This window comes from Gordonia sp. NPDC003429, assembly GCF_053588575.1.
The window spans coordinates 1-2,651 of the sequence record NZ_JBSFQF010000045.1; the positions used below are offsets into that span (position 1 = coordinate 1).

At 69.7% G+C, this 2,651-nt stretch carries 1 protein-coding gene; it reads right to left on the reverse strand.

All coding sequences use genetic code 11. The annotated features are described in order from the left end of the window. Positions 1-2,651, reverse strand: a 2,651-nt coding sequence (locus tag ACWDSI_RS20370; RefSeq protein ID WP_449757674.1) for a condensation domain-containing protein, incomplete at both ends; no start/stop codon positions are given.

The window sequence follows — 2,651 nt, forward strand, 5'->3', positions numbered from 1 at the left end:
CGCGACGCATACCCCCGCGCCACCTGCACACCACCCAGATACAACTCCCCCGGCACCCCCGGCGGCACCACACCCAACCGCGCATCCAACACGTAGGCGGTGGTGTTCCACACGGGCGCGCCGATGGTGATGTGCTCGGCGTCGGTGACGTCGGTGTCGGTGACGTCGACCGCGGCCTCGGTGGGGCCGTACAGATTGTGAATCCTGGTGTCGCCGAGCAACTCGTGGGCCCGCCGGGCCACCGACGCGGGCAGCGCCTCACCCGAGGTGAGCAGCCAGCGCAGCGAATCCAACGCCCGAATCCGTTCGGCCGGAACCACATCGAGGAACACCGACAACATCGACGGCACGAAATGCACCGACGTCGCCCGCGTCTGACCGATCAACTCCGCCAGATACCCCGGATCGGCATGCCCACCCGCACGCGCCACCACCACCTGCGCACCCGACATCAACGGCGCGAACAACTCCGGCACCGACACGTCGAACGTCACCGGCGTCTTGAGCACCACCCGGTCGGCGTCGGTGAGCGAGAATCGGTCGATGGCCCACCACAGCCGGTTGGCCGCCGACCGGTGCGAGACGGTCACACCCTTCGGGCGGCCCGTCGACCCCGACGTGAACAACGTGTACAACGCCGCATCCGGACGCAACACCGACAACCGCTCCCCATCGGCCACCGGAGCCGCCGACTCATCCACCGACCCCGAGGCATCCACCTCCACGATGTGGCGGGCTCCGACGCCGGCGAGCCAGCCGGGCCGCTCGTCGCGGCGCACCACGATCACCTCGACGCCTGCGGTGTCGAGCATGTAGGCCGCGCGTTCGGCGGGTGCGGACGGATCGATCGGCACGTACTGGCCACCGGCGGCCACCACCGCATGAATGGCCACCACGAACTCCACCGACCGCTCCAGCGACACCCCAACCGCCACCTCGGGACCCACGCCGACAGCAATCAACTCACGCGCCAACACCGCCACCCGCGCACCGAACTCCGCATACGACACCACCCGACCCTCGAACCACAACGCCGGCGCACCCGGCGACCGCACCACCTGCGCCGCAACAGCATCGGCGACTGTGGTGGTGATCGGGTCGACGATCGGACCGGTCGCGGCGGCCACCGCCGCATCGGCCTCGGCGCGGGTGATCATGACGACGTCACCGACCGCATCTCCCGGCACGGCGGTCAGGCCACCGAGCAGCGCACGGTAGCGCTCGGCGAACGTCGCCACCCTCGACTCGTCGAACAGGTCGGTGGCGTAGACGATCGAGCACCGCCAGTCCTCGCCGGCGGGCTCGGTGGCCACGGTGACGGCGAGGTCGAGTTGGGCGGGCACCACCGGAGGGGCCACCGACTCCACCTCGAGGGTGTCCACGCGCACGGCATCGTCTGCGGTAGCGCCCGAATCGAGCGAGAGCATCACCTGCGCCAGCGGTGCGAACGCTTCCGAACGCACCGGATCGAGCGCGTCGACGATGGTCTCGAACGGGACGTCGGCGTGGGTGAAGGCCTCCAGATCGGTCACCCGCACCCGGTCGAGCAGATCGCTGAACGGTTCGGCGGGTTCGATGCCGGTGCGCAGCACCAGTGTGTTGACGAACATACCGACAAGCGGATCGAGGACGGCCTGCCCACGTCCGGCGACGGGGGTGGCGATGGCGATGTCGTTGCCGCCGGAGAGTCGCGCGAGCAGTACGGCCAGCGCCGCGTGCACCACCATGAAGGGGGTGACGCCGTGTGCGGCGGCGGTCGCGGTGATACGTCCGGCGACCTCGGCCGGGATCGTGACCTCCAGCCGGGCGCCACGATGCGACGCGACGGTCGGGCGAGGACGGTCGGCGGGGATGTCCAGCACGTCGGGCAGCCCGGCCAGCGTCGTACGCCAGTGATCGAGTTGCGCTCCGACCACCGATGCGGGATCGGCCGGATCGCCAAGCGTTTCGTGCTGCCAGATCGCGTAGTCGGCGAATTGCACTGTGAGCGGCACGAAGTCGGGAGACCGGCCGCCGGCACGGGCCAGGTAGGCGGTCACCAGGTCGGCAACCAGCGGCCGCATCGACTCCCCGTCGGCGGCGATGTGGTGGGCGACGACGGCCACGAGGTGCTCGTCGGCGTTCATCGCGAGCACCCGCACCCGCAGCGGCCACTGTTCGGTGACGTCGAATCCGGTCGACACCGCCTCGCGCAGTGCGTCCTCGTCGTCCACCACCGCGAAGTCCAGGTCGGTGGTAACACGGTGCGCGGGATGGATCACCTGCACCGGCGCGCCGTCGACCGCGGGGAACGTGGTACGCAGGATCTCGTGGCGTGCAACGACATCGACCATGGCGTGTCGCAGCGCGTCGATGTCGAGCGGTCCGCGCAGCCGCAGCAACGCCGGGATGTTGTAGGTCGCGGTGCCCGGCTCGAACCGGTTGATGAACCACATCCGCGACTGGGCGAATGAGAGCGGAATGCGCGCCGGGCGGGGCTCCACGGCACGGATCGGTGCCAGCCCCGCGTCGCGCCTGCCGACCAGCTCGGCGAGTTCGTCGACGGTGGGTGCATCGAACAGATCACGCACCGACACCTGCACCCCGAACACATCAGCCACCCGCGCCGCCACCCGCATCGCCGACAACGAATTACCACCCAACGCGAAAAA